The sequence below is a fragment of the Rhizobium sp. BK312 genome (genome assembly GCF_014193605.1).
GTDB lineage: Bacteria > Pseudomonadota > Alphaproteobacteria > Rhizobiales > Rhizobiaceae > Rhizobium.
This window is the reverse complement of the sequence record NZ_JACHZP010000010.1, coordinates 95,773-122,763: the sequence shown is the minus strand read 5'-3', so window position 1 is coordinate 122,763 and position 26,991 is coordinate 95,773. Positions and strand designations below refer to the sequence as shown.

The window sequence follows — 26,991 nt, the reverse complement described above, 5'->3', positions numbered from 1 at the left end:
GATGAGAAAAGCCCCGCCCATGCTTTCGCGTATCGTGCTGCCAGCTTTGGCGGCAACGCTCGGCATGGGCGTCTATATGGCAGGCCCTTTTTCCCAAGAAAACGTCGCCCTCGCCCAGGAAGCCGATGCCATCGCGGCGCAAGCACCCGACGATCGCTCTTCTACACCGCCGTCCGCGCAGGAGGCACCTGACCCGGCGGCGGACCTTGCCCGTAAGCGTGACGAAACCCGCGCGCAGCTCGATGCGCTTTCTAAGACGATCGGTCTTTCGTCCGGCAAGACGAAGGAATTGGAAGACGGCATCGCCTCTCTCGACAAGAGCACTGCCAGCCTGCGCCAGGCGCTGATCGACAGCGCCGCCCGCCGCAAGGAGCTGGATCGCAAGATCCAGCAGAGTGAGAAGACGCTGACGAATCTTGCCGTCAAGGAGGATAAGATCCGCGCTTCCCTGCATGATCGACGCGCCCTGCTGGCCGAAGTGCTGGGTGCTCTCGAGCGCATGGGACGCAACCCACCGCCGGCATTGCTGGTAACGCCCGACGATGCGCTCGCCTCGGTGCGCAGCGCCATTCTTCTCGGCGCCGTCGTACCCGGAATGCGTAAGGAGACGGACAAGCTCATCGCCGATCTGACCGATCTCAGCAAGTTGCAGGCCGATACCGCCGCCGAAAAGGCCAGCTTCACCGCCACCGTGACCAACAGTCTGGAGGAGGAGCGGCGCATGGATCTGCTGATTGCGGAGAACGACAAGCACAGCAAGGAAAATACGGCCCAGCTCGAGGCGGAGCGCAAGCGCGCGGAAGAGCTGGCGGGCCAGGCAACCAGCCTGGAAGGGCTCGTCGCCTCGTTAGAAAGCCAGATCGGCTCCGTACGCGACGCTGCCGCTGCTGCCCGCGCGGAAGAGGCGCGCCGGGCACAGATGAGCGAACAGCAGCGCGAACAGGCGAAGGCCCTTGCCGAGAACGGCGTGCCCGATAAAAACCGCATTACGCCCGCATATCCCTTCTCAGACCTGAAGAAAAAGTTGGAGTTGCCCGTGGCGGGCGATATTCTCCGCCAATTCGGCGACGACGATGGAACCGGCCACACCGCGATGGGACTGACCGTTGCGACCGGCCCGGAAGCACTCGTCACGGCTCCCGCCGACGGCACGGTCGTCTATGCCGGCGCGTTTCGCAGCTACGGACAGATGATCATCCTGGATACGGGCGACGGCTATCACATGGTGCTGTCCGGCATGGACGCGATCAAGACGCGCCCGGGCAGATTCGTCTTCGCTGGCGAGCCGCTTGCCACCATGGGCCAAAAAAGAGTCGCGAGCGCGACCGCATTGGCGCTGGAAACGGATCGGCCAACGCTTTACATTGAATTCCGAAAAGATGGAAAACCAGTCGATTCTCGGCCCTGGTGGACCTCCAAAGACACTGGAAAGGCACGCAATGATACGTAGGGCTTCTCTTGTTCTCGTCGGCGCATTGATGGGTGCGACCGCGATGGGCGTTATCTACTCGGCGGTAGCGCCGGCGGAAGCCGCTGGCACTTCCACTTACAAGGAGTTGTCGATTTTCGGCGACGTCTTTGAGCGCGTCCGCGCGCAGTATGTGACTCCTCCCCAGGAAGACAAGCTCGTCGAAGCCGCCATCAACGGCATGCTGTCTTCGCTGGACCCGCATTCGAGCTACATGAACGCCAAGGATGCGGAAGACATGCGCACCCAGACCAAGGGTGAGTTCGGCGGTCTCGGCATCGAAGTGACGATGGACAACGATCTCGTCAAGGTCATCACCCCGATCGACGATACGCCTGCCGCCAAGGCCGGCGTCCTTGCCGGCGACTATATCACCGCCATCGACGGCCAGTCCGTCCGCGGCCTGAAGCTGGAAGACGCCGTCGAAAAGATGCGCGGCCCGGTCAAGACGCCGATCAAGCTGACGCTGCTGCGTAAGGGCGCCGACAAGCCGATCGAGCTCACCGTCATCCGTGACGTGATTGCCGTTGCCGCCGTCAAGTCGCGCGAGGAAGGCGGCGATGTCGGCTATATCCGCATCATCTCCTTCACCGAAAAGACGACCCCGGATCTCGAAGCCGCGATCGCCAAGATCAAGAAGGATATCCCGGCCGACAAGCTGAAGGGCTACGTCCTCGACCTACGTCTCAACCCGGGCGGCCTGCTCGATCAGGCGATCAACGTTGCCGACGACGTGCTCGAGCGCGGCGAGATCGTTTCGACACGCGGCCGCAACCCGGATGAAACCCGGCGCTTCAACGCCACCCCAGGCGACCTGACCGACGGCAAGCCGATCATCGTGCTCACCAACGGCGGCTCGGCCTCGGCTTCGGAAATCGTCGCAGGCGCCTTGCAGGATCTGCGGCGCGCCACCGTGCTCGGCACACAGTCGTTCGGCAAGGGCTCTGTCCAGACGATCATCCCGCTCGGCGACGGCAACGGCGCGCTGCGCCTGACGACGGCCCTCTACTACACGCCGTCGGGCCGCTCGATCCAGGGCACCGGCATCACGCCTGACATCAAGGTCGACCAGCCGCTTCCCGACGATCTGAAGGGCAAGCTGACGACGGAAGGCGAATCCAGCCTGCCGGGCCACATCAAGGGCCAGAGCGAGACCGACAAGGGCTCCGGCTCTTCGGCCTATGTGCCGCCGGATCCGAAGGACGATATCCAGCTCAACTACGCGCTCGACCTGCTGCGTGGCGCAAAGACGGATCCAGCCTTCCCGCCGAACCCCGAAAAGGCGGTTTCCTCCAAGTAAGGATTGGCGCCGGGCTGGAAACAGACCCGGCGCTTTCATGATGAGGAAGCGGGGCGAGGGGTATTGTCCCGCTCTTCTCGGTCAGCCTTCGAATCCGACGTCGCTCGGAACAGTCTTGTTCATGTTTTAGCACTTTGAGTGCCGCGGGCATTTTTCCGCTTCGCCGTGAGCGATATGCTCGAGGCCAATAGAGTTTTCCGCTTGGGGTGGATTGAAGCTTGGGAACGGATTTGCATGCACCGTTGGGACAAAATCGCGGCCCCGGCCGCCAACGGCGCTCCATCCCCTTTGGACGCATTCTCGGCGGCTTCTGTCTGATCGCGATCGCCGGCTTTTCACTCTATTCGGCGCTGATGCGCGATCCCCTGCAAAAGACTCAGCCTGTCGAAACGGCAAAGAAGGAAAATCCGGCACCTGCAGCCGAAACCAAGCCGGGGAGCACCGAACAAACCGGTCAAGCTGGATTGACCCAAGTCGACCCGCAATCCGGCGCCAATACCACGCGCGTGGTGACCGGCGACGGTTCGGTCGTCACCATGTTCAGCCCCAGCAATCGCGATGGCAGCGGCCCGGTCTTGATTAACGCCAATCAGGTGGGGCAGGATCCGCGCATGGCGGCAACGCCGAATGACAGCCTGCTCGAAGATTCGCCCTACGGCAAGCTGCCAATCACCTCGCCAAGCGGTCTGCGGCCGCTGGAGCAATATGCGCGACCCTGGTCCGGCGCGCGGGGCACCCGTATCGCTATCGTCGTCAGCGGCCTTGGGCTGAGCCAGACCGGCACGCAACGCGCCATCGAGAAGCTGCCGGAGGAAATCACCCTTGCCTTTGCCGCCAGCGGCAACAGTCTGCAGCGCTGGATGCAGGAGGCAAGGCGCGGCGGCCACGAGATCCTCATCCAGGTGCCGTTCGAGCCCTTCGACTATCCCGGCAACAATCCCGGACCGGATACTCTGCTGACCTCGCTGTCATCAGCCAAGAATATTGAAAATTTGCATAAAGCGATGGGCAAGATCACCAATTATACCGGCGTCATGAACTATCTCGGCGGCCGCTTCCTTGCCAATCCCAGCGCCATGGAACCCGTGCTGCGCGACATCGGCAAGCGCGGCCTGCTATTCCTAGACGACGGCTCATCCGCTCAATCGAAGTCCGGAATGCTTTCGAAAACGCTGGAAGTGCCGCACGCTTCTGCCGATATCCAGCTGGATGGAGAGCTGCAGCAGGACGCGATCCTCAGGAAACTCGACGAACTCGAGCGCATCGCCCGCCGTAACGGCTCTGCGATCGGCGTCGCTTCCGCCTTCGATGAAAGCGTCGACGCCATCAGCAAATGGAGCGAGGAGGCCGCCATGCGCGGTATCGAAGTCGTCGCGGTCTCGGCGCTTGCCGAGGATCCCAAACACCCCTGACCTGGAGAAAAAGATGAGCACGCCACACGCCTCCGTGAGAGCCGAAGACCTGCCCTACCGGCCCTGTGTCGGCATCATGATCCTGAACCGGGAAGGCCTGGTCTGGGCCGGACACCGCATTCCGGTCGGCAATTCCGAATATGACGGCTCGCCGCAGCTGTGGCAGATGCCGCAGGGCGGCATAGACGAGGGCGAAGACCCGCTGAAAGCGGCCTATCGCGAATTATACGAAGAAACGGGCATGAAAACCGTGACCTTGCTCGCGGAAGCCAGGGACTGGATCAATTACGATCTTCCGCCGCAACTGATCGGTATCGGCCTCAAGGGGAAATTCCGCGGCCAGACGCAGCGCTGGTTCGCCTTCCGCTTCGACGGCGATGAGGGCGAGATCGCCATCAATCCGCCACCGGGCGGCCACGAACCGGAATTCGATGCATGGGAATGGAAGCCCATGGCGGTACTTCCCGACCTGATCGTTCCCTTCAAACGCTCGGTCTACGAGCAGGTGGTTTCGGAATTCAGTGACCTGGCCAATCTGAAAGCCGAAGACTGAAAAGAAGGCCAGCCGCGGAAGGGCCGATTCATAAAGCAATTCCAGGAAAAGCTTTCGCGCTCTTCCTGGAATTGGGTGAAAACAAAGAAATGGAGCGGTTCAGAGATTTCCTGAAAAACTGAACCGCTGCAGCATGTCGCTTATTCCGCGGAATCGGCGGAGTCGGCATTAAGCTGGCCGTATTTGGCTTCGCCGATCTTGTCGAGCAGTTCGAGCTGGGTTTCGAGGAAGTCGATATGGCCTTCCTCATCCGCCAGAAGCTCTTCGAACAGCTTCATGGACACATAGTCGCCGGCATCGTGACAGATGTCGCGGGATTTTTTGTAGGCCGTGCGTGCGTCGTATTCGCCGGCGAGATCGGCTTCCAGCACTTCCTTGACGTTCTGACCGATGCGCAGCGGCGCGAGCGTCTGCAGGTTCGGATGACCTTCGAGGAAGATGATGCGGGCAACGAGGCGATCGGCGTGCTGCATCTCCTCGATGGATTCTGCGCGCTCTTTCTTGGCAAGCTTGGTGTAGCCCCAGTCTTCGAGGAGTCTGTAGTGAACCCAATATTGGTTGACTGCGCCAAGCTCGAGGAAGAGTGCCTCGTTAAGCCGCTCGATGACCTTTTTGTCGCCTTTCAATGTCCGCTCTCCTGTTGTCTTCATGGAATTTTTTCAGGCGGGACATGAAATCAAATATTTCCGCTTCCGTCGAGTGGCGACGGGCATGATAATCCTGGGTTGTCTGTATAATGATATCAACGACATTCGGGAAGCAGCCGCAGCAACGACCGCGCTTTTCCATCGCGTGATAAACCTTGGCGGGAACAATGAGCTGCCAACAGTCCTGATCAAGGAACTCGTTGATAACGTCCCGGATTTCTTTGTCGGTGATGTAATTACAACTGCAAACCAGCATTCTTCGCTCAGCCCGTCAAACATGACATCCGCTGTCTTGTTATCTGCTAAAGAAGACGCTCTTTGTCAAGAAAGAAACGATTCGAATCTCGTCCGCGGGCCGAGTTCCGAAGCTTTTGCCCGATACGAAGGTCGCAATCTCAATGGAAATTGCGGCCTCGCGGCATAACTTTCGCCGTTTCGGCGCCATGGCTGCGACCCTCCGCCGCTGCCCCCTCACCGGAAGAGGGCGCCGGAAAGACAGACTTCCGCTTCTCCCTGTGATCCATGGTCGGCCGCAAGGTCTCATCCGCCCGATCGCTGACGCCGAAACGCCTCGCCTCCCGCTGCAGGATCCCGAGCGCCGGTGTCATATCCTCAATATGATCGACCACCACATGGATAACGCCGCTTTCGCTCTGCAGCCGGCCGCGGATCTTAACCAGCCGCGCGCCCATGACGATGGCCCGGTACTTCTCGAACTTCTTCGGCCAGACGATTGCATTGGCGACACCGGTTTCGTCCTCCAGCGTCATGAAGATCACCCCCTTGGCCGAACCCGGCCGCTGGCGCACCAGCACCAGCCCGGCGATCGTCACCATGCGGCCGCTGGCGATACCGGGCAAATCCCGGCTTTGCACGATCCCTTGCCGGGCGAAATCGGTACGCAGGAAGGAAACCGGATGCGCCTTCAGGGATAGCGACAGATAGCGATAATCCTCGATGACCTGCTCGCCAGGCAGCATTTCCGGCAGCGTAACCGCCGGCTCGACCTGCAGCTCCGCATGGTCGCCGAGATCGAAGAGGGGAAGCGTTTCGGCGGCACTGCCGGCATCGAGCGCCCGCACAGCCCAAAGCGCCTCACGACGGCTGAGGCCGATGGAACCGAACGCATCCGCATCCGCCAGGCGCTCGATCTGCGCCTTGGCAAGCCGGGAACGCAGCCAGAGATCGCGCACGGATCGATAGCCATCGCCCCGGCGCTCGACGAGCTGGTTCATCTCCTCCTCGGACAGACCCTTGACTTGCCGGAAGCCGAGACGGACGGCACATTGCGTCTTGATATCATCGCGCATCGACGCATGGCGCCGCTCGATCGCGCCCGGATCGAAACGCGCCTTCTCCAGCAGGCAATCCCAGCTGGAGCGATTGATATCCACCGGCCGCACCTTGACGCCATGCTCGCGCGCATCGCGCACCAGCTGCGCCGGCGCATAGAAGCCCATCGGCTGGGCATTGAGGATCGCCGCACAGAAGACATCCGGATAGTAGGTCTTGAGCCAGGACGAGGCATAGACGAGCAGAGCGAAGGACGCCGCATGGCTTTCAGGGAAACCATATTCGCCGAAGCCCTCGATCTGGCTGAAACAGCGTTCGGCAAAGTCCTGAGGATAGCCATTCGCGACCATGCCCGAAACCAGATCCTTTTTGAATTCATCGACCCTCCCCGTTCGCTTGAACGTCGCCATGGATCGGCGCAGCCGATCGGCCTTGGCGGGCGAAAATCCGGCCGCGGTAATGGCGATCTGCATCGCCTGTTCCTGAAACAGCGGAACCCCCAAAGTTCGCTCCAAAACAGCCTTCAACTCCGGACGATGATATTCGATCGGCCGCTTGTGAAGATCGTCATCCCGCCGCTTAAGGTAAGGGTGAACCATGTCTCCTTGAATGGGGCCGGGGCGAACGATCGCCACCTCAATGACCAGATCATAGAACTTGCGGGGCCGAAGACGCGGCAGCATGCTCATCTGCGCCCGGCTTTCGATCTGAAAGACGCCGATCGTATCGGCACGGCAGATCATGTCATAAACCGGCTTGCCGTCCGGATATTCCTTGCTCCCAAGATCGGCGAGCGCCTTCTTCACATCGTAATGCAGCAGCAGGAGGTCGAAAGCCTTGGCGAGACAGGTCAACATGCCGAGCGCAAGCACGTCGATCTTCAATATGTTGAGATTGTCGAGATCGTCCTTGTTCCACTCGATCATGTAGCGATCGTCCATCGCCGTATGCATGATCGGCACGACCTCATCCAGCCGATCCCGGGTGATGACGAAGCCGCCGACATGCTGGGTCAGGTGCCGCGGAAACCCCATCAGCGTCGAGGCATAGGAAAGGACGTTGCGTGTCGTCTTGTTCGTGAGATCGAGGCCGGCAATCTTCGCCTCACGCTCGGACAGCTCCTCCGTCGACCAGCCCCAGACACCGCTTGCAAGGGCCGACTGCACATCCTCCGACAAACCGAAGGCTTTCGCCACTTCGCGGCCGGCCGAGCGCGCCCGATAGCTGGTGACCGCCGCGGTCAGCCCGGCATGCTCCTTTTTGTAATGCCTGTAGATGAACTGAATGACTTCTTCGCGTTTCTCATGCTCGAAATCAACGTCGATATCAGGCGGCTCCTCGCGCTCCGTCGAGATGAAGCGCTCGAAAAGCAGGCTTGTTAATTCGGGATTGACCTCGGTAATCCGGAGGCAATAACAGACCGTCGAATTGGCGGCCGATCCGCGCCCCTGGCATAGGATATTCGCACTGCGGGCAAACTCCATGATGCGGTGCACCGTCAGGAAATAAGGCTCATATTGCCGTTCCCGAATGAGCTTGAGCTCATGCTCGATCTGCGCCGAAACCTTTGGCGGGATCCCTCCGGGAAAGCGCCACTCGGCGCCCTCCCATGTCAGCCGCTTCAGCGTCTCCGCAACGGTCTCTCCAGGAACGCTTTCGTCGGGATAATTGTGTTTTAGCTCGTCCAGTGAAAAAGAAAGCCGGCTAAAAAACTTCTGCGTATTGGCGATAGCCTTCGGATAATCCCGCAACAGACGTGCCATCTCGGCAGCGTCCTTCATGTAGCGCTCGGCGTTCGCTGCCAGTTTGAAACCAGCCTCGGCGATCGGTACATGTTCGCGGATCGAAACGACGATATCAGCAAGCGGCTTGCGCTCGGTCGCATGATAGAGCGGCTGATTGCTGGCGATCAGCCGCACGCCATTGCGCTGCGCCAGGATGGAAAGCGTGGCGAAGACCATCCGGTCCCGCCCGTCATAGGCCGGCGACAGGACCATGTGGAACTTCCGGCCGAAGCGCATCCATAACCGCTTGAGGCATTGCTCTAGCTTTTCCTGCCCTTCTTGCGTCTCGACGCTTTCAGCATCGGGAACCAGCGCCAGCATCATCTCGTCACCCCATTCCACGAGGTCGCTTTCATTCAGGATGCAGACGCCTTTTTCGCCGCGCAGATTACCGGCGCTCAGCAGCCGGCAGAGATGCGCCCAGCCCTTTCGGTTTTCCGGATAGGCAAGAATGTCAGGTGTACCGTCCGAAAACACGAGGCGCGCACCAGGCTGGAAAGGGACCGGCTTCAGAAGCGGCTTTTCTGGCTTGCCCTTCGCTTGAAGCTCCAGGTTTTTCTCAATGCCCTCCTTGTACTTCTCCCGGAGAAGCTTGGTATGCGCATGCGCCTTGACCACGCCGGCAACCGAATTGCGGTCGGCAATCCCAAATCCGGAAAGTTTCAGAATGGCGGCCTGCGCCACGATTTCCTCCGGATGCGAGGCACCTTCGAGAAAGGAGAAATTCGTTCTCACCCCGATCTCAAAGAAGGGTACGGGTTCGTGGAAACTCGGGCGCGCGTTCATGCGAAGACCCCGTGCATGTACCAATCCGGCGTTGTGCCGCCTCGGCCATAGAGCCCCTTGCGGAACAGCCAGAAACGATGGCCCTCCTCATCCTCGACCTGGAAATAATCGCGGGCAGGCTCTTCCTTTTCCTCGACCCACCACTCCGCCGAAAGCCGCTCCGGCCCTTCGGCCCGGCTGACCCGATGCATAACCCGCCGCCAGCGGAACTGCCGGGGCGGGCCGTCGGGCACTTCGGCAGCAATGGTTTCGACCAGCTCCGGCATGCGAAACAGCCGCAGCGGCCGTTCGCCGCGGAAGAAACCATGGCCGGCATCCTTCTCACCTGTGCGCCGCTTCGAGGCGAGGATAGCCATGGCCGGCAGCGACCGCACGGCCCGCTCAGGGATGTGGCTCTGCCGCAACTCGAACCCTTGCAGACAGTCCGGCCCCAGCCGGGCGGCCACACGATCCACAAAGGCGGCAAGAGATCCTTCCTGGCGGTCTTCTCCGACAAAATCGCCTTGCATGGCATCGAAGGACGCATGCTGAAGCACATTGAGGCGGATGATTTCGAAACCGTAGCCGACATCGAGATCGTTATGAATGGCGCCGAAGCGCTCCGTGAACAGGCTGGCGATCCGGTTCGGCTCCCGCAGCGGCTGCGATGCGCCAGCCGCGATGCGGAAAACCGCCCCATCCACCCGGAAAAGCAGAAGCTCGAAGGAACGGCCGCCGACGCCGCGCGCTTCCAGCCCCGGCTTCAGGGTTTCGGCAAGCTGGCGAGCAAGCTGAAGAATATCCTCTTCCGCCTGCACCGGCTCGGCAAGCCGACGCTCGGCTGACAATTGCGCGACCGGGCGACGCGGCGAAATCGGTTCCTCGACGAGGCCGACGGCCTGATCGAGCCGCAACATTAGCTGCGCACCGAAACGGCGGGCAAGCGGCGCACGCGGTGCTGCCAGAAGGTCGCCGACCTGCTTCAGGCCCATCTTCTGCAAGGCGGCGACAATCTCCTCGCCAAGCCGAAGACATGCAACCGGCAGCGGTGCCAGTGCCTCTTCCATGGCTTCGGGCGGAACGATGCGGCTCTCGTCAAAGCGGGCGACGGCCCAGGAGAGGCCGGGCGCAGAGGAAATGGCGCCGCGCACATCGAAGCCCAGTCGGGAAATCCGGATCAAGATATCCTCGAGCAGCGCCTCTTCGCCGCCGAAAAGATGGGCGCAGCCGGTAATATCGAGAAAAAGGCCATCCTTGCCGTCGATCGCCACCAGCGGCGTATAGCGGTCGCACCAGTCGGCGATCGCTTCCAGAAGCTTGCGATCCGCGACCGGATCCTCCTCGACGACATCAAGATCAGGACAGATCGCCTTTGCTTCAGCCACGCCCTGACCCTGCTTCAGGCCGATCATTTCGGCGCGCTCGTTGATGGCGGTCAGCCGCATGGCATTGTTCAGCTTACCGGCACAGGCGAGCGGCGGCGCTTCAAGCCTGCCTGCCGAACGCCAGGACAGACCCCAGCGCTTTCGCGCGATCCGGTCGGTCGGCAGATGCGGGAAGGTCAGCGCCAGAATGCGCTGTGTGTTCGCCGGGAAAGGCAGGGTAATGAACATCGGAGACAGGGGCAAAGCGGCGGTCATGGGCATTCCACTCCAGGGTTATGGAAAGGGGCGCCGGGTTTCGGCTCTTTTCCAAGGTCAGACGAAAAGCCGGGTGACCAATGCTGCCGCCAAGCACCGATCCGTCCGGCAGGGGCCGCGCCTGTGCCGGCGCGGGTTCGACGGAAAAGCGGAAGAGGGCGCTGCTTGCTTCCTCCTCGCCTCCCTGTCGCAACAGAAACAAGGGCCGTCCCGCCGCCTTGGCCCTCAGCGCCAGCCGCCGGCTTTCGGTCAGACCGAAACGGGCGGGATTGCCGCGCACTTCCAGAATGACGACGGCAAAGGCAGCACTGCCAAGGGCTGCTTCCGCCACCCAGAGCGCATCGTCGAGCTTGCGCGGCGACGCCTGCAGGAGAGCCTGAGGCTCCAGCCCGAAATCGCCGATGCCGATGGCATAGGGCAGGCCTGCCTCCATCGTTGCCACCGTATCGCCGATCCATAGGACCGGCGACTTGGCCGCGGTCTTATCCGATGCTCGCGCATGCAGTCTCGCCGCAAGCGCCAGGGCAAAGCCGCTCGCCGCCCCGGCATCGCGCAGGCCGAGCGAGCGGATTTCCGTCAGCGCATCGAGCGGCAGACCGCCTTGCAGAGCCGCATCGAGCTCATCGATGCCGATCGGAAGGAGCGACTGTTCAAGCGTAGGCTCAGTAGGCAGGGATTTCGCACTACCCATCGCCTCTCTCACCGGCTTGTCTGCCAAAGCCTCATGCGCTGCGGCTGCCAGCGCCGGGATCGGCCTGCCTTCCAGTCGGGCAATGGTTTCACGCAGGGCAAAAAGCGTTTCCCGCGCCACGGCAGCCTCGGCCATGACGTTCACTCCAGATCGATAATGTTCCTGTTATGTTCTTATGGATTCCAGAGCTTGGAGAAAGAGTCAACACCATTTCATAAGAAAATATTCCTGTGAACCGAGCCAGATGATGTCGGTCTGTCACCCGAAAATCCGAATCCGCTCTAGAATCAAAAAAATAGAGCATGACGTCGATCGAAAACCGCTCAAACACTTTTCGGTATCACGCCCTATTCCGCTCTCGTAAAAGCAGCGCAAAGTCTCTATATGACCAGCCAAGGAAGGAATATTCATGGCTCGCGTTGACCAGAGCGAAGATTGGCGGGATCGCCATTCTCCCTCCATCAGCACATTCGAATCTCTGGCAATGGAGGCTTACAGCCACCTGCCGGAGGAATTCCGCTCGCTCACCGGCAACCTCGTCATTCTCATCGAGGATTTCCCGGATGACGAAGTGTTCGAGGATATGGCGCTGGAAACACCCTTCGACCTGCTCGGCCTTTTCGAAGGTCGCGGCATCTCGGAGCGCTTTACCGCCCAGACCGGCGACATGCCGAACAAGATCCGCCTCTATCGCCGGCCGATCATCGACTATTGGGCTGAAAACGACGAAACTCTCGGCGACATCATTACCCATGTCCTGATCCACGAGATCGGCCACCATTTCGGCCTGAGCGACGAGGACATGGAGCGCATTGAGGAAAGTGCTGAGGAAGCGACGGATCGGTAATACCAACCCCGATCGTAAGCCAACCTGGGCGAAGAACTTCGGTTACGGCTTACTGCTCCGAAAGCTTCATATCCGGATCGTAATCCTTGCCGGCAACTTCCTTGACGACGGCCTGACCGCACTCCATACGCCCGCTTGCAGAATTGAAGCCATAGGTCGGCGAGCCGTATAGCTCCCAGCCCTTGTTCAGCGCCGCACTGACCTTGTGGCAGAAGGAAGCGTCATCGGGGCCGGTGAGGAAGCGGTAGAGTTTCATTAGGGTATCTTTCGTATTTGGCCGGGCAATTCGACGGTCAGACCTCGGTGCGGGACGCCGCTGCCGTGCCCGAAGAGCGCTGTTCGATCAGGCGAGCTTTATGAATGAGTCTTTCCGCCTGGACAAGGTGCAGCCGCTCCACCATGCGCCCGCCAAGGTTCACGACATTGAGAGTGGCGGCGCTCGTTTCGGCAAAAGCCGCAATGATGGCTTCGGCCTCGGCAATGGCAGCCTCAGCCGGGCCGAAATGCCGGTTGGCCGCCTCGATCTGGTTTGGGTGGATCAGCATCTTGCCGGCAAAACCCATGGCGACACCCTGGCCACATTCGGCCTCAAATGCTTCAGCATCCCTGAAATCGTTGAAGACGCTGTCGATCGCCTCAAGGCCGTAAGCGCTGACGGCCAATATCACCTGCATCAGCCAGGGCACGAGATAGGGGCGACCGGGCTGCGGCAGAACGCCCGTTTCCTTTCTGAGGTCGTTGAGACCGACGACGAAACAATCGAGCCGGCTTCCTGCCGTGCGCCCAGCTTCGGCGATCGCCGCCGCATTCAGGATGCCGCGCGGCGTCTCGATCATGGCCCAGATACGCAAGTCTTCCGGTGCATCGGCTTCCGCAAGCCGGTCACTGACATCGCTTACGTCCTGCGGCTCGCCCACCTTCGGCAGCAACACCGCATCCGGCTCCAACTCCGTAACCAGCGCCAGGTCATCGGCGCCGAAATTGGAGGAGAGCGCATTGATACGGATGATCCGCTCCTTGCCGGGAAGCTGCGAGACCGCAAAGAAGGCCCGGAGATTCTCCCGCGCCTCGGCCTTTTTCTCCGGCGAAACCGAATCCTCAAGATCGAAAATGACCGCGTCGCATTCGAGGCTCGAAAGCTTGTCCAGCGCGCGTCGGTTGATCGCGGGAACGCTCAAGACCGAGCGGCGCAGACGGGCGGGACGGGACGAGGGGTTTTGGCTCGCAGATTGGCTCATTGTGCCGTTTTGCCGCGCTTTTAATCGGCAGGCAAGTCAACAAAAAGCCATGCTCCTCTTGCAGATGACAATCATGAGGGCCACATTGCTTGATGTAGAGAGGTCTCGACCATGCAGAATATTCGTTCCCTGTTCATCGCACTTGCCGGTATCACCGTGTTTGCAGCCATGGCGCTGTTTACCGTTTCGGTCACGCTCGCCGTCGGCGCTATCCTTACCGTGCTGATGGCAGCCCGCGCGATTTCGCTGCGCATGAAGCCGGCCCCGGTGCACGCCAAGGCGAAGACGAACGGCCAGCGCGAAATGCGCATCTGGAACGACGGTCGCGGCACGATCATCGACCTCTAGGATTGAAAGCAGGGCAGGGTGGTCTATCCGGCGGGCCTATGTGTGCGATCAGGCCTCGTCCTGAAGGGCACCACGACCCAAAGCGCCGCGTTTTAGAGCATTTCCAAGATTTCCCTTCATTTCGAGCCGGATTTGCTCTATTGGCAGGATAATTCGTGCTTAGACGAGAATGAAGGCAGGACCCCATGGACAAGTTCGTGAAATTGACCGGTGTCGCAGCACCCCTCCCGGTCGTCAATGTCGATACCGACATGATCATCCCGAAGGATTACCTGAAGACCATCAAGCGCACGGGTCTCGGCAAGGGCCTCTTCGCTGAAGCCCGCTACAATGAAGACGGAACGCCGAACGAAGATTTCGTGCTGAACAAGCCGGCCTATCAGAATGCCAAGATCCTTGTCGCCGGCGACAATTTCGGCTGCGGCTCCTCGCGTGAGCATGCTCCCTGGGCACTTCTCGATTTCGGCATCCGCTGCGTTATTTCGACCAGCTTCGCTGACATCTTCTACAACAACTGCTTCAAGAACGGCATCCTGCCGATCAAGGTCAGCCAGGAAGAGCTCGACAAACTGATGGACGACGCCTCGCGCGGCTCCAACGCCATTCTGACGGTCGATCTGGAAAACCTCGAGATCACTGGCCCGGACGGCGGCTCGCTGAAGTTCGAACTCGACGAATTCAAGCGCCACTGCCTGCTGAACGGCCTCGACGATATCGGCCTGACGCTGGAAAAATCCTCCGCGATCAGCGATTTCGAAAAGACGAACGCCGCATCGCGCCCCTGGGCTGCCTGATCGGTCTTTCGTTTATCGCATGTTTCGAAGCCGGGCCTTGCGCCCGGCTTTTTTCATGCCGGGCATATTAGACTCCCTCTCCCCGCCTGCGGGGAGAGGGGACTATCCCGCAATTATCACAGCCCAGGAGTGGAGACCGCAAATCCCGCGAAAACAGCTCAGACGCCGTCTTTCCCGCCCGCTGTAATATGATCGACAAGAAGGAGGTCCATACAGACCGCCGAGATCCTTCGGGCCGTCTCTCTCACCCTTAAATTTTCTCCACGCAATGGAGCCCCTTCATGACCTCCCTTCCCATTGTCGGCGCCGCCATGACGCTCGACGACGTCGAAATCCATCGCAACTGGCTGCTCGAAAAGCCGCGCGATCTGGAGCTGCAGAGCTTTGTCGAAGCCGAAATCCTCAACGGCGATTGGGCTCCGCTGGCCGAGCGCGCCCGCAAGCTGCTCGACGGCCATCAGGGTCGCCTCGGTATCCACGGCCCGTTCTGGGGTTTTGTCGTCGCCTCGCAGGACCCGGACGTCCGCGCCGTCGTCACCAAGCGCCTGCTGCAGGCGCTCGACGTCTGCGCCAATATCGGCGCCACGCAGATGGTCATCCATAGCCCCTATACGTCGTGGTCCTACAACAACCTCGACAACAACAAGGGCGAGCGCGAAAAGATCATCGAATACACGCATCTGACGCTGAAAGAAGCCGTCAAGCGCGCCGAAGACATCGGGCTCACCATGGTCATCGAGAACATCGAGGACAAGGATCCTCATATCCGCGTCGGCCTCGCCGACAGCTTCAATTCACCCGCCGTCGCCGTTTCGATCGACACCGGTCATGCCCATTACGCCCATGGCTATACGGGCGCTCCTCCTGTTGACTACTACGTCCATGCCGCCGGCAACCGCCTGCAGCATGTCCACCTGCAGGACGCCGACGGCTATGCCGACCGCCACTGGAGCCTCGGCGAAGGCAACATCCACTGGCGCGCGGTCTTTGCCGCCCTTGCCAAGCTAAATAGCAATCCGCGTCTGATCATCGAGATCAAGGACAAGTCGAAGATCCCGGCATCGGCCGCCTATCTCGCTTCGCTCGGTCTGGCTGAGTAAGGGTAAGCGACGCAAACCACCCGCCCTCGTGGTTCAAGGGCGGGTGCCCAGTCTCAAAAGCCCGAAAACCGTACCGTTTCGGCCTCTTCCTCGCTTGAAAAGCCGCATTTGGAAGTCTAAAAACCCCGCAACTTTTTCTTTCGCGGAGGCTTCCTCATGACAGTGCGCAATCTTTTCCTCCTGCCGGGTGACGGCATCGGCCCAGAGGCCATGGGTGAAGTTCGCAAGATCATCGCTTACATGAACGAGGCCAAGAACGCCGGCTTCGTCACCGACGAGGGCCTTGTCGGCGGCAGCGCCTATGATGCGCATGGCGCGGCGATCTCCGATGCCGACATGGCAAAGGCAATGGCGGCTGACGCCGTGCTCTTCGGCGCTGTTGGCGGCCCGAAGTGGGATAGCGTGCCTTACGAAGTACGTCCGGAAGCAGGCCTGCTGCGCCTGCGCAAGGATCTACAGCTCTTCGCCAACCTGCGCCCGGCCATCTGCTATCCGGCACTGGCATCCGCTTCTTCGCTGAAGCCGGAGCTGGTCGAAGGTCTCGACATCCTCATCGTGCGTGAGCTCACCGGCGGCGTGTATTTCGGCGAGCCGAAGGAAATCATCGACCTCGGCAACGGCCAGAAGCGCGGTATCGACACCCAGGTCTACGACACCTACGAGATCGAGCGCATTGCCGGCGTCGCCTTTGAACTGGCACGCACCCGCAACAACCGTGTCTGCTCGATGGAAAAGCGTAACGTCATGAAATCGGGCGTGCTCTGGAACCAGGTCGTTACCGCGACGCATAAGGAAAAATATTCCGACGTGCAGCTCGAGCATATGCTGGCCGATGCCGGCGGCATGCAGCTCGTGCGCCAGCCGAAGCAGTTCGACGTCATCGTGACGGACAACCTCTTCGGCGACATGCTGTCCGACGTTGCCGCCATGCTCACCGGCTCCCTCGGCATGCTGCCGTCCGCCTCACTCGGCGCCCCCGATGCAAAGACCGGCAAGCGCAAGGCTCTCTATGAACCCGTGCATGGCTCGGCCCCCGATATCGCCGGCAAGGGCATTGCCAATCCGATTGCCATGATCGCCTCCTTCGCCATGTGCCTGCGCTATTCCTTCGCCATGGTTGCCGAAGCCGATGCGCTGGAAAAGGCGATCGCCAACGTGCTCGACAGCGGCATCCGTACCGGCGACATCATGTCGCCAGGCAGCCGCCAGGTCGGCACCACCGAAATGGGTGACGCCATTCTTGCCGAATTCAAGGCTCTCTCCGCATAATCTCCGGCAGAAATAGCCTGATATATTTCACGTGAAACACGAAGCCCCATTCTGCGAGGAACGGGGCTTTTTCTTGTGAACGGGATGGGCGCGTCTCAGCTCGAGACCGCGGCGCCGGCCCCCGTCATCGATTTTTAGAAAAACTGTAACAACAACCTGCTATCTATCGGATCGATTGGAAATCGACATAGGCACTGATTATGCAGGCGATCTTGACGTCTCTCGACAGGCGTTGGCGGCGAAGCGATGCAGCTTTTGCACCATCCCATTGGAAACTCTGCCTTTTTGTGACAGCCAATATTGTCCTTCTTTCCGCTCTCCTGTTCGATGGGCCTGTCGGCGCCACCCTTAAAGACCTATCGCCCTCCATTCGCTTCGTCGGTGGAATGCTGACCGATTTCGGCGATTCCGGATGGATCCTTCTCATCAGCGCCTTCCTGTTTTTCGAAGGTTGGGCAGGCAGCAAGCTGCTGCATTCGCAACGCTGTCGCTGCCAAGCACTGCGCATCTGTCAGATCGGCGGCTATCTCCTGACAACCGTGGCGCTTTCAGGCATCCTCGCCAATTTGCTGAAGCGTGCCATCGGCCGCGCCCGCCCGACGCATTTTGCCGATTGGGGGCCTTTTGGCTTCTCGCCTTTTAATGGCCGTGCCAGCTTCGAAAGCTTCCCCTCCGGCCATGCGACCACCATCGGCGCCCTGTTCGTGGCGCTTGCCTTCCTGTTTCCGCGCTATCGCTATATCTTCGCTGCTTGCGCCCTATGGCTGGCGATCACCCGCGTCATGGTCGGCGCGCATTATCCGAGCGACGTCATGGCCGGCCTGGCGCTCGGCGGCTGGTTTTCCTTCATGATAGCCATCGTCTATTCACGCTACGGCCTGCTCTTCCGCATCGACGCGGCCGGTTGGCCGACGCCGCGCTTGCCGTTCTTCAAAAGCAGCAGGCTGCGTCAGACCGATTCCTGAGCCCGCCGCGGCTGCATCGCAAAGGTTGCCAAGGCTCTCGCGCATTCATATATCTGGCAGGATGGGGATGATCGAAGCCAGTCAACCCGATTTTGTTTCCGTTTGCGATGAACACCATGGATGCCGGGCCAATACGTTTGAGCGAAAGGCAGATGGGATTGATCTCCCGGGCACTTGCCGAGCCGCGACGCGTGCAGATCCTGAAGGAGATCGGCACACGGAGCGAACCCATGCCCTGCAGCCTCCTGAACGAATGCCACGCTGTCAGCGCCGCGACAATGTCGCATCATATCAAGGAGCTGGAGAATGCGGGCCTCATCGAGATCCAGCGCGAAGGTAAATTCGCCAATCTCGTGCTGCGCCGCGATACGCTGAACGCCTATATGGCGGAACTTTCCAAGATCTGACGATTCCATTCACGCCATCAGCATTTCTTCTCACCGCCCTTGTATCAATTAGATGATTATCTAAATATCAAAGTGACGGTGCGATCGGTTTTCGGGTCGCACGCGCCAAATGATTCGATGATTGTAAAACTGTCTAAGTTTTTCGAAGGAAAATGACATGAGCAAACTGGCAGGCAAGGTCGCGATCGTGACCGGAGCATCCAAGGGCATCGGTGCCGGCATCGCCAAGGCAATGGGCGAAGCGGGCGCGGCCGTTGTCGTCAACTACGCCTCGAGCCGCGAAGGCGCCGACAGGGTGGTTGCGGAAATCGCAGCCAAGGGCGGCAAGGCGCTCGCCGTCCATGGCGACGTTTCCAAATCAGAAGACGTCAAGCGCCTCTTTGCAGAAACGAAACAAGCCTTCGGCCGCGTCGATATCCTCGTTAACAATGCCGGCGTCTATCAATTCGCCCCGATCGAGGAATTCACCGAGCAGGAGTTCCATCGCCAGTTCAATATCAACGTACTTGGCACGTTGCTGGCCACGCAGGAAGCCGTGAAGCACTTTGGCGCCGAGGGTGGCAATGTGATCAATATCGGCTCCAACGCCGTCAGCATGAACCTGGCGACGGCCTCCGTCTATACGGCGACCAAGGCCGCTGTTGATTCCATCACCAAGATCCTCGCCAAGGAACTCGGTCCACGCAATATCCGCGTCAACAATCTGGCACCCGGTGGCGTCGAGACGGAGGGCGTCGTTGCCGCAGGCATCATTGGCAGCGATTTTGAGAAGCATCTCGTCTCCCAGACACCGCTTGGCCGTCTCGGCCAGCCGACGGATATCGCGCCGGTCGCCGTCTTCCTCGCCTCCCAGGATGCGGGCTGGGTGACCGGCGAAACCATCTATGTCGGCGGTGGCCTGAAGTAACCGCATGATCCCGATGCCGCCTCCGAGAAGAGACGGTATCGGCGGCGCGGCGGGACGGCACGCCGCGCCAATCCATAGCCAAGCAATTGCCAAACCATTCCATTTTCCTATTTAGTAGAGACGTTCGGGTTTTTCCGCCTAAGCATCGCAGTTGGCCATGCCGCGAAGCGACATTTCGACTGTGAAATTTCAAAACAATCCTGTCTTCAATGCGATCCCGCGCAGCAGCTGATGTCATCGAACTCCCCTAAGATCCGCCGGCGATCGCTGTCGTGAACAACAAACGGAGGACGCCTTTATGAATACCGCCAACACCAAATCGAAATTGGGTACGCGCACCAATCTCAGCGAGGAGGCGACGCGCGATATTTCCGCGGCCTTGAGCGCCCTGCTGGCGGATGTCTTCGCCCTCTATCTGAAAACCAAGAATTTTCACTGGCATATGAGTGGGCCGCATTTCCGCGATTATCACCTGCTTCTCGACGAACAGGGCGAACAGATTTTCGCGATGACCGACCCGATGGCAGAGCGTGCCAGGAAGATCGGCGGAACGACCCTGCGGTCGATCGGGCAGATCGCCAAGCTGCAGCGCATCCCGGACAATGATGCCGAATATGTCGATCCGCAGGACATGCTCGCCGAGCTGGCGGACGATAATCTGAAGCTTTCCGCCGAAATGCGTGCCGTTCACGACGTTTGCGACGAATATGGCGATGTCGCCACAGCCAGCCTTCTCGAAAACTGGATTGACGAGACCGAGCGCCGCACTTGGTTCCTGTTTGAAACCACCCGCCAGTCCAACCGCTGACATCGAAGTGACACGCCTTCGAACACGATAGGTCGAAGGCCGGTTTCGACGCCTCCGATTTCCTCGCTCCGGCAACGATGCAAGCGAGGAAATCCTTGACTCCTGTGGAAAACATCTTAGAACCGGCGACGGAAAAGGAAGACTTCCATGGTTCGCTTCGAACAGCTCGATAGCTTCAGTCACCTGGCGCAACGTGCCGGGCGGGATGTCTATTTTCCGGTTTCTTCCAAAACCAAGGCCAAAACGACGACGAAAACCGTCTGACGTCTCTGGCCTGCCGCTCTCTCCCCGGCCCGGCCGGGGACAGGACCCGTCGCCGATGGATGGCCGCGGTTCCCCCCTCGCCCAAGAGGAGAGAAGAGAAAGAGAGCTTGAGAAATGGGTTTCAAAGTTGCAGTAGCGGGCGCGACCGGGAATGTCGGCCGTGAAATGCTCAATATCCTCGCCGAACGCGGCTTTCCTGCCGATGAGGTCGTGGCACTCGCATCGGCCCGCTCGCAGGGAACCGAAGTCTCCTTCGGCGATCGGACGCTGAAGGTTTCCAACCTGGAGAATTACGACTTCTCCGACACCGACATCTGCCTGATGTCGGCCGGCGGCGACGTTTCCAAGAGGGTATCGCCGAAGATCGGCGCCCAGGGCTGCGTCGTCATCGACAACTCCTCCGCCTGGCGCTACGACGCCGACGTGCCGCTCATCGTTCCGGAAGTAAACCCGGATGCCATCACGCAGTTCACCAAGCGCAACATCATCGCCAATCCGAATTGCTCCACCGCGCAGCTCGTTGTTGCGCTAAAGCCGCTGCATGACTTCGCCAAGATTAAGCGCGTCGTCGTTTCCACCTACCAGTCGGTTTCCGGCGCCGGCAAGGACGGCATGGACGAGCTCTTCAACCAGACCCGCGCCGTCTTCGTCGCCGATCCGATCGAGAACAAGAAGTTCACCAAGCGCATCGCCTTCAACGTCATCCCGCACATCGATGTGTTCATGGAAGACGGCTATACCAAGGAAGAGTGGAAGGTACTGGCCGAAACCAAGAAGATGCTCGACCCAAAGATCAAGGTCACCTGCACGGCTGTGCGCGTGCCTGTCTTCATCGGCCATTCGGAATCGGTCAACATCGAATTCGAGAACGAGATCACTGCCGATCAGGCCCGTGACATCCTTCGCGAAGCTCCGGGCTGCCTCGTCATCGACAAGCATGAGAACGGCGGATACATCACGCCGTACGAATCCGCCGGCGAAGATGCGACCTATATTTCGCGCATCCGTGAAGACGCGACCGTCGAAAACGGCCTCAACCTGTGGGTCGTCTCCGACAACCTGCGTAAGGGCGCCGCGCTCAACGCCATTCAGATCGCCGAATTGCTCGTCAACCGTGGGCTGATCAAGCCGCGCAAGCAGGCTGCATAAGGATCTGTAAACCAATTTACGGTTTATCAACCCTCATTGGGTAAGCAGGACAGAACGGAAGCCTCGCCATTTCGATAAACGGCGGGGCTTTTTTGAATGATTTTGGCGGCGATGTTTCAAATGCAACGAAAACATCACGCGCTAAAATATGATGACATGATGGCCGGATGCTGGCATGGTCCGGTGACGACTAAACGCACGTGATCCCTTGGCTTCCAAGGGTTTGCGCGCCATTGAAAACGGTTACCGCGTTCGCATCGCGGTAAGAATTCGGGGACACTGAATGCGCTTCACAAAATCTGGAATGGCAGCTCTCGTGGCGGGCGGGTTGCTGCTGGGAATGCCGCTTGCGGCGAATGCCGCCTCTTGTGGTAACACTTCCGCCGGATTCGAGAACTGGGTGCAGGAATTCAAGCGGGAAGCGCAGGGACAGGGTGTCAGCCCATCCACCCTCGACAGGGCCTTCGCCGACGTTCATTACAACCAACCCACCATCCGCGCCGACCGCGGCCAGAAGAGCTTCAAGCTTTCCTTCGAGGAATTCATGAAGAAGCGCGGCGGCCAGACGATCATCAATCGTGGCAAGAGCATGAAGCAGGCCAATGCTGCACTGTTTGCCAAGATCGAGAAGCGTTTCGGCGTTCCCCCAGGCCCGATCATCGCGATCTGGGGCATGGAAACCGGCTTCGGCAGCTATATGGGCGACCAGCATACGCTTTCGGCGGTCTCAACCCTTGCTTATGATTGCCGTCGTTCCGCATTCTTTACCGAGCAGCTCTACGCCGCCCTGAAGCTCGTCGGCGAAGGCTATCTCAGCCCATCAGCCAGAGGCGCCGCCCACGGCGAAATCGGCCAGACGCAGTTCATGCCGAAGAACGTGGTCCTCTACGGCGTTGATGAAGATGGCAACGGCAGGGTCGATCTTGTGGGATCGCGCGCGGATGCGCTCGCTTCGACGGCCAACTTCCTGCGCGGCCATGGCTGGCAGCCGGGCGCTGGCTATCAGCCCGGCGAGCCGAATTTCTCCGCTATCGCCGGCTGGAACGACGCAAAGGTCTATCAGCAGGCAATCGCCTATATCGGCCAACAGATCGACGGCAAGTAAGTCTGATCTCATGAATCAAAAAAGGCGCTGCGACCAGATGGTCCGCAGCGCCTTTTTCGTTTGATCCACCTGCCGCCCCATCAGGCGGCCAGTCCTTTAAACCTCGAGCCCCTTAAATCTCAGGACGGATGAAATCGCGCGTCGCCGGGTCCATGACCCAGAGTTCGCCGGTCGAAATATCAAACCAGGCACCGTGCAGATTAAGCTTGCCTTCTTCCTCGCGCGCCCTGATCTCCGGAAAACTGCGGAGATTGTCGAGCGAATTGCGGATCGAGATGCGCTCCAGAGCCGTCTGACGCTCGGTCTGCGTCATGATGTCGTTGCTCTGGATCTGTTCGGCCGCCGGCTTCAGCAATCCCATCCATCGGCCGATAAAATCACCCGGCGACAGTGGTTCGGCGTTGGGGTCAAGCGCAGCGCGGATACCCCCGCAGCGGCCGTGACCCATGACGACGATATCCGACACTTTCAGCGATAAAACCGCGAATTCGAGCGCTGCCGAAGTCGCATGGAAATTGCTGTCCGGCTCGTAGGGCGGCACCATATTGGCGACGTTACGGATGACGAAGAGCTCGCCAGGCCCCGCATCGAAGATGATCTCCGGCGCCGAGCGGGAGTCACTACAGGCAACCACGAGGGTCGATGGGTTTTGGCCGAGCTCGGCGAGAGTGCGGTAGCGTTCGCGCTCATCGACGTAACGCCCGCTCATGAAGTTGCGATAACCGTTCAGAAGGGTGTCGGGAAAGCTGCTCATGATATTGGATTACAGCGCGCTTTTACCAATGGCAACCGTTGCGCTGCAAAAAGCCCCGGTCGAAAACCGGGGCTTTGCGAAAATCCGATCGTCCGATTTCAGAACTGGTCGTCGTCTTCGTCGTCGCGGCTGGTCGACTTCAGCGACTTCAGCTTGGCGAAAACGGCGTCGGCGTCGATTTCCTTTTCCTTCTCTTCTTCACGCTCATAGCTGAAGCCGAGCTTTTCGGTTTCCTGAGCCGGCTGCAGGGTTGCGCCGAGCTCGGCGGCGGTCGGCAGCGGACGGCCCTTGGAGGCCTTTTCGACTTCCATGTCGAGGTCGATCTGGCTGCAGAGGCCGAGCGTGACCGGGTCCATCGGTGTCAGATTGGCCGCGTTCCAGTGCGTGCGATCGCGGATCTGCTCGATGGTCGACTTGGTGGTGCCGACCAGGCGGGAAATCTGCGCATCCTTCAGTTCCGGATGGTTGCGCACCAGCCACAGGATGGCGTTCGGGCGATCCTGGCGCTTGGAGACCGGCGTGTAACGCGGGCCGCGGCGCTTGGATTCCGGCACGCGGACCTTCGGCTCGGAAAGCTTCAGCTTGTGGTTCGGGTTGGCTTCGGCGCGGGCGATTTCATCGCGGGTTAGCTGACCGGTCGAGATCGGGTCGAGGCCCTTGATGCCCTGCGCTGCTTCGCCGTCGGCAATAGCCTTCACTTCGAGCGGATGCAGCTTGCAGAACTGCGCGATCTGGTCGAATGACAAGGCCGTATTGTCGACAAGCCAGATGGCAGTTGCCTTCGGCATGAGCAATTGTTGAGCCATGGATATAGTCCTTCTGTCAGTCCGCGCCGGTGTCGCGGTCCGGGGTGTAACACCACATTGTCCGGGAAATACGGCCCTATATAGCGATAGTGTCGCGGAATTGCAATTCTTTGCGCATGAAATGCACTTTGTCCAATTGCTGTCGTAGTTTGACCTGCTATTTATTGCGCGGAAAGAGCACTCACAACGACAAATAGGAGTGCGAGGGAGTTGAGGAGGAAGTGATGTCGGAGAAGGTTCATCCTGTGACGAAGGCAGCCAAGGCGCATGCTTTGATCGACAAGGCGAAGTACCAGAAATGGTATGAGCAGAGTGTTCAGGATCCCGACAAGTTCTGGGGCAAGCACGGCAAGCGGATCGACTGGTTCAAACCCTTCACCAAGGTGAAGAACACGTCGTTCACCGGCAAGGTCTCGATCAAATGGTTCGAGGATGGCGTCACCAACGTCTCTTATAATTGCATCGACCGCCATCTGAAGAAGCATGGCGATCGCGTCGCATTCATCTGGGAAGGCGACAATCCCTATATCGACAAGAAGATCACCTATAACGAGCTTTACGACCGAGTCTGCCGGCTGGCGAATGTGCTCAAAAAACACGGCGTCAAAAAGGGCGACCGCGTCACCATCTACATGCCGATGATCCCGGAAGCGGCCTATGCGATGCTCGCCTGCGCCCGCATTGGCGCGGTGCATTCAGTTGTCTTCGGCGGCTTCTCGCCGGAAGCGCTTGCCGGCCGCATCGTCGACTGCGCCTCGAGCGTCGTCATCACCTGCGATGAAGGTGTGCGTGGCGGAAAATCGATCCCGCTCAAGGAAAACACCGATAAGGCCGTTCAGATCGCCGCGAAGCATGAGGTCGCGGTCAAGACCGTGATCGCCGTGCGCCGCACCGGCGGCAAGGTCGGCTGGGAGCCCGGCCGCGATGTCTGGTATCACGAGGAAATCGCTAAGGTGAAGGGGGATTGCCCGCCGGCGAAGATGAAGGCGGAAGACCCGCTGTTCATTCTCTACACCTCTGGCTCGACCGGTAAGCCGAAGGGCGTGCTGCACACGACGGCCGGCTATCTCGTCTATGCCGCAATGACGCATGAATATGTGTTCGACTATCATCCCGGCGATATCTACTGGTGCACGGCCGATGTCGGCTGGGTGACCGGCCACTCCTATATCGTCTATGGGCCCCTTGCGAACGCCGCGACCTCGCTGATGTTCGAAGGCGTGCCGAACTACCCGGACCAGGGCCGCTTCTGGGACGTCATCGACAAGCACAAGGTCAATATCTTCTACACGGCGCCGACGGCGATCCGCTCGCTGATGGGCGCCGGCGATCATTTCGTCAAGCGCGCCTCGCGCTCCAGCCTGCGCATCCTTGGCACGGTTGGCGAACCCATCAATCCGGAAGCCTGGGAATGGTATTACAATGTGGTCGGCGACAGCCGCTGCCCGATCGTCGATACCTGGTGGCAGACGGAAACCGGCGGCCACATGATCACGCCGCTTCCGGGCGCAACCGATCTCAAGGCGGGTTCGGCGACGCTGCCCTTCTTCGGCGTGCAGCCTGAGCTGGTCGACAATGAGGGCAATGTGCTGGAAGGGGCGGCCGACGGCAATCTCGTCATCGCCGATAGCTGGCCCGGCCAGATGCGCACCGTCTATGGCGACCATGAGCGCTTCATCCAGACCTACTTCTCCACCTACAAGGGCAAGTATTTCACCGGCGACGGCTGTCGCCGCGACGAGGACGGCTACTATTGGATCACTGGCCGCGTCGACGACGTGCTCAACGTCTCTGGCCACCGCCTCGGCACGGCCGAAGTGGAATCGGCGCTTGTGTCGCACAAACATGTCTCGGAAGCCGCCGTCGTCGGCTATCCGCATTCCATCAAAGGCCAGGGCATTTATTGCTATGTGACACTGATGGTCGGGATGGAAGGCACCGAAGCGCTGCGGCAGGAGCTGGTAAAGCATGTGCGCGCCGAAATCGGCCCAATCGCCTCGCCGGACAAGATCCAGTTTACCCCCGGCCTCCCGAAAACCCGCTCCGGCAAGATCATGCGCCGCATCCTGCGCAAGATCGCCGAGGACGATTTCGGCGCGCTTGGCGATACCTCGACGCTCGCCGATCCGGCTGTCGTCGATGATCTGATTGCCAACAGGCAGAACAAGCCGGACGCGGCGTAAGTCGAGCCTTCGCTCTATCCCGCCCCCAGCGGGCGGGATAGCAAAATCAGCATTTAGCCGGAAGGCTAAGTGCTAGATTTTGCAAGGGAGGGTAGGCAGGGACGCTCTGACTTTAGTAGTACTATCTCAGCCAGAAAAGACCCACGCTCTTGCAATCGCCGGCCCACTTCAGCACGGTAATTACCCAAGCGAGATCTCAAAAATCGATCGCCCGGCCGTTGATCTCCCAATCGCCGAAGCGGGCGGGGTCGGCACCGCCGCGGCCGCCGATTTCGGGGGGAAGTTCGGCCTGTGCTTGAGCTTCCTGCGCCTTGCGGCGTTCCTCAGCTTCGGCGAGCGCTCGCTTGGCAGCGGGCGAGAGCGGCTTGCGCGTGATTTCACCGGTTTCGGTGTCGAGTTTATTGTCGTTATCGGCTGTCTGCATGATCTGATCGGTCCGGAACCGTTGAATTAGGCGGAGGAATAGCCAAATCATAGTGCGTCCGGCCGCAAAG

26 protein-coding genes are annotated in these 26,991 nt (G+C 59.9%); 16 read left to right on the top strand and 10 right to left on the bottom strand.

The window, feature by feature from the left end; genetic code table 11:
- The first annotated feature begins 19 nt into the window (after positions 1-19).
- The 4 genes from FHT85_RS25310 (at position 20) to FHT85_RS25295 (ending at position 4,733) form a co-directional block, all read left to right on the top strand.
- Positions 20-1,450: a murein hydrolase activator EnvC family protein gene (locus FHT85_RS25310; RefSeq protein ID WP_246780088.1), complete on the top strand. Its 1,431-nt coding sequence runs from the start codon at positions 20-22 to the stop codon at positions 1,448-1,450.
- Positions 1,440-2,768 carry a S41 family peptidase gene (locus FHT85_RS25305; RefSeq protein WP_015341735.1) on the top strand — a complete coding sequence of 443 codons (1,329 nt, stop codon included), beginning with the start codon at positions 1,440-1,442 and terminating at the stop codon, positions 2,766-2,768. The genes FHT85_RS25310 and FHT85_RS25305 overlap by 11 nt, the downstream gene beginning before the upstream one ends.
- A 218-nt stretch (positions 2,769-2,986) precedes the next feature.
- Positions 2,987-4,180 carry a divergent polysaccharide deacetylase family protein gene (locus FHT85_RS25300; RefSeq protein WP_112338639.1) on the top strand — a complete coding sequence of 398 codons (1,194 nt, stop codon included), beginning with the start codon at positions 2,987-2,989 and terminating at the stop codon, positions 4,178-4,180.
- 13 nt (positions 4,181-4,193) lie between these two features.
- Positions 4,194-4,733, top strand: coding sequence for an RNA pyrophosphohydrolase (locus tag FHT85_RS25295; RefSeq protein WP_112410479.1), 540 nt, complete (start codon positions 4,194-4,196; stop codon positions 4,731-4,733).
- 140 nt (positions 4,734-4,873) lie between these two features.
- Here FHT85_RS25295 and bfr read toward each other — a convergent pair whose 3' ends face one another.
- The 5 genes from bfr to FHT85_RS30620 all read right to left on the bottom strand — a co-directional run bounded on the left by bfr (position 4,874) and on the right by FHT85_RS30620 (position 11,688).
- Positions 4,874-5,359 carry a bacterioferritin gene (bfr, locus tag FHT85_RS25290; RefSeq protein WP_041678027.1) on the bottom strand — a complete coding sequence of 162 codons (486 nt, stop codon included), beginning with the start codon at positions 5,357-5,359 and terminating at the stop codon, positions 4,874-4,876.
- Positions 5,325-5,636 (bottom strand): (2Fe-2S)-binding protein, encoded by a 312-nt coding sequence (locus FHT85_RS25285; RefSeq protein WP_246699069.1) that lies wholly within the window; start codon positions 5,634-5,636, stop codon positions 5,325-5,327. Before FHT85_RS25285 ends, bfr begins: the two co-directional genes overlap by 35 nt.
- Positions 5,637-5,775: 139 nt before the next feature.
- Positions 5,776-9,243, bottom strand: a complete 3,468-nt coding sequence (locus FHT85_RS25280; RefSeq protein ID WP_112410478.1) for an error-prone DNA polymerase — start codon at positions 9,241-9,243, stop codon at positions 5,776-5,778.
- Positions 9,240-10,667 carry a DNA polymerase Y family protein gene (locus FHT85_RS25275; RefSeq protein WP_246780097.1) on the bottom strand — a complete coding sequence of 476 codons (1,428 nt, stop codon included), beginning with the start codon at positions 10,665-10,667 and terminating at the stop codon, positions 9,240-9,242. The genes FHT85_RS25280 and FHT85_RS25275 overlap by 4 nt, the downstream gene beginning before the upstream one ends.
- Before the next feature lie 40 nt (positions 10,668-10,707).
- Positions 10,708-11,688 carry an ImuA family protein gene (locus FHT85_RS30620; protein ID WP_246780087.1) on the bottom strand — a complete coding sequence of 327 codons (981 nt, stop codon included), beginning with the start codon at positions 11,686-11,688 and terminating at the stop codon, positions 10,708-10,710.
- Positions 11,689-11,962: 274 nt separating this feature from the next.
- Between FHT85_RS30620 and FHT85_RS25270 the strand changes: the two genes are divergently transcribed.
- The gene (locus FHT85_RS25270; RefSeq protein ID WP_015341742.1) at positions 11,963-12,400 is read left to right on the top strand and encodes a metallopeptidase family protein; all 438 of its coding nucleotides are present in this window, start codon (positions 11,963-11,965) and stop codon (positions 12,398-12,400) included.
- Between the two features lie 49 nt (positions 12,401-12,449).
- Here FHT85_RS25270 and FHT85_RS25265 read toward each other — a convergent pair whose 3' ends face one another.
- Both FHT85_RS25265 and FHT85_RS25260 read right to left on the bottom strand, forming a co-directional pair.
- A complete protein-coding gene (locus FHT85_RS25265) occupies positions 12,450-12,656 on the bottom strand; it encodes a DUF1737 domain-containing protein (protein WP_037155128.1) in 207 nt (68 codons plus the stop codon).
- 37 nt (positions 12,657-12,693) lie between these two features.
- Positions 12,694-13,638, bottom strand: coding sequence for an HpcH/HpaI aldolase/citrate lyase family protein (locus tag FHT85_RS25260; protein ID WP_112400258.1), 945 nt, complete (start codon positions 13,636-13,638; stop codon positions 12,694-12,696).
- Between the two features lie 111 nt (positions 13,639-13,749).
- Here FHT85_RS25260 and FHT85_RS25255 point away from each other — a divergent pair, with 111 nt between their 5' ends.
- The 10 genes from FHT85_RS25255 to FHT85_RS25210 all read left to right on the top strand — a co-directional run bounded on the left by FHT85_RS25255 (position 13,750) and on the right by FHT85_RS25210 (position 22,754).
- Positions 13,750-13,986: a hypothetical protein gene (locus FHT85_RS25255; protein ID WP_041677743.1), complete on the top strand. Its 237-nt coding sequence runs from the start codon at positions 13,750-13,752 to the stop codon at positions 13,984-13,986.
- 185 nt (positions 13,987-14,171) lie between these two features.
- On the top strand, positions 14,172-14,780 hold the full coding sequence (leuD, locus tag FHT85_RS25250) for a 3-isopropylmalate dehydratase small subunit (protein WP_112400257.1): 609 nt from the start codon (positions 14,172-14,174) through the stop codon (positions 14,778-14,780).
- Between the two features lie 281 nt (positions 14,781-15,061).
- Positions 15,062-15,880 (top strand): sugar phosphate isomerase/epimerase family protein, encoded by an 819-nt coding sequence (locus tag FHT85_RS25245; protein WP_112400256.1) that lies wholly within the window; start codon positions 15,062-15,064, stop codon positions 15,878-15,880.
- A 156-nt stretch (positions 15,881-16,036) separates the two neighbouring features.
- Positions 16,037-17,149, top strand: a complete 1,113-nt coding sequence (gene leuB / locus FHT85_RS25240) for a 3-isopropylmalate dehydrogenase (RefSeq protein WP_112400255.1) — start codon at positions 16,037-16,039, stop codon at positions 17,147-17,149.
- Positions 17,150-17,349: 200 nt separating this feature from the next.
- Positions 17,350-18,114, top strand: a complete 765-nt coding sequence (lpxE, locus tag FHT85_RS25235) for a lipid A 1-phosphatase LpxE (RefSeq protein WP_112400254.1) — start codon at positions 17,350-17,352, stop codon at positions 18,112-18,114.
- Between the two features lie 152 nt (positions 18,115-18,266).
- On the top strand, positions 18,267-18,521 hold the full coding sequence (locus tag FHT85_RS25230) for an ArsR/SmtB family transcription factor (RefSeq protein ID WP_083258232.1): 255 nt from the start codon (positions 18,267-18,269) through the stop codon (positions 18,519-18,521).
- 157 nt (positions 18,522-18,678) lie between these two features.
- A complete protein-coding gene (locus FHT85_RS25225; RefSeq protein ID WP_112400253.1) occupies positions 18,679-19,428 on the top strand; it encodes an SDR family NAD(P)-dependent oxidoreductase in 750 nt (249 codons plus the stop codon).
- Positions 19,429-19,726: 298 nt separating this feature from the next.
- The gene (locus FHT85_RS25220; protein ID WP_112400252.1) at positions 19,727-20,236 is read left to right on the top strand and encodes a Dps family protein; all 510 of its coding nucleotides are present in this window, start codon (positions 19,727-19,729) and stop codon (positions 20,234-20,236) included.
- A gap of 378 nt (positions 20,237-20,614) precedes the next feature.
- Entirely contained in the window at positions 20,615-21,649 is a 1,035-nt protein-coding gene (locus FHT85_RS25215) for an aspartate-semialdehyde dehydrogenase (protein ID WP_112338628.1), read from the top strand.
- 283 nt (positions 21,650-21,932) lie between these two features.
- Complete coding sequence (locus tag FHT85_RS25210) at positions 21,933-22,754, top strand: lytic transglycosylase domain-containing protein (RefSeq protein ID WP_112338627.1); 822 nt, start codon at positions 21,933-21,935, stop codon at positions 22,752-22,754.
- 112 nt (positions 22,755-22,866) lie between these two features.
- On the opposite strand, the gene FHT85_RS25205 is transcribed toward FHT85_RS25210, so the two are convergent.
- Entirely contained in the window at positions 22,867-23,508 is a 642-nt protein-coding gene (locus tag FHT85_RS25205) for a carbonic anhydrase (RefSeq protein ID WP_112400251.1), read from the bottom strand.
- Between the two features lie 98 nt (positions 23,509-23,606).
- Positions 23,607-24,314 carry a DUF1013 domain-containing protein gene (locus FHT85_RS25200; RefSeq protein ID WP_106999610.1) on the bottom strand — a complete coding sequence of 236 codons (708 nt, stop codon included), beginning with the start codon at positions 24,312-24,314 and terminating at the stop codon, positions 23,607-23,609.
- Between the two features lie 224 nt (positions 24,315-24,538).
- Between FHT85_RS25200 and acs the strand changes: the two genes are divergently transcribed.
- Positions 24,539-26,497 (top strand): acetate--CoA ligase, encoded by a 1,959-nt coding sequence (gene acs, locus FHT85_RS25195; RefSeq protein ID WP_112400250.1) that lies wholly within the window; start codon positions 24,539-24,541, stop codon positions 26,495-26,497.
- 196 nt (positions 26,498-26,693) lie between these two features.
- Here acs and FHT85_RS25190 read toward each other — a convergent pair whose 3' ends face one another.
- A complete protein-coding gene (locus FHT85_RS25190) occupies positions 26,694-26,921 on the bottom strand; it encodes a DUF1674 domain-containing protein (RefSeq protein WP_112338663.1) in 228 nt (75 codons plus the stop codon).
- Positions 26,922-26,991 lie beyond the last annotated feature (70 nt).